This window comes from Kocuria sp. GQ42 (assembly GCF_059758435.1).
The window spans coordinates 1-205 of sequence record NZ_JCAXEN010000025.1 but is presented as its reverse complement, the minus strand read 5'-3'; the positions used below and the strand labels follow the sequence as shown (position 1 = coordinate 205).

Genomic DNA, 205 nt, shown 5'->3' with positions numbered 1-205 from the left:
CCGGTGATGTCCCGGCCCACGAGCAGCGCCTGGATGGAGTCGGTGCCCTCGTAGGTGGAGACCACCTCCATGTCCGTCATGTGCCGGATGACGTGGTTCTCGAGCAGCAGCCCGTTGCCGGCCAGGAGGTCCCGGGCCTCGTTGCAGATCCACTTGCCCTTCTGCGCCGTGGCCATCTTCACCATCGAGGCCTGCGCGTTGGACA

Annotated in this window: 1 protein-coding gene; it reads right to left on the bottom strand. The window is 66.3% G+C overall.

What is annotated here, in order from left to right; all coding sequences use genetic code 11:
• A partial coding sequence (locus AC6CH6_RS17905; protein WP_498256169.1) for an acyl-CoA dehydrogenase family protein occupies positions 1-205 on the bottom strand: 205 nt, incomplete at both ends.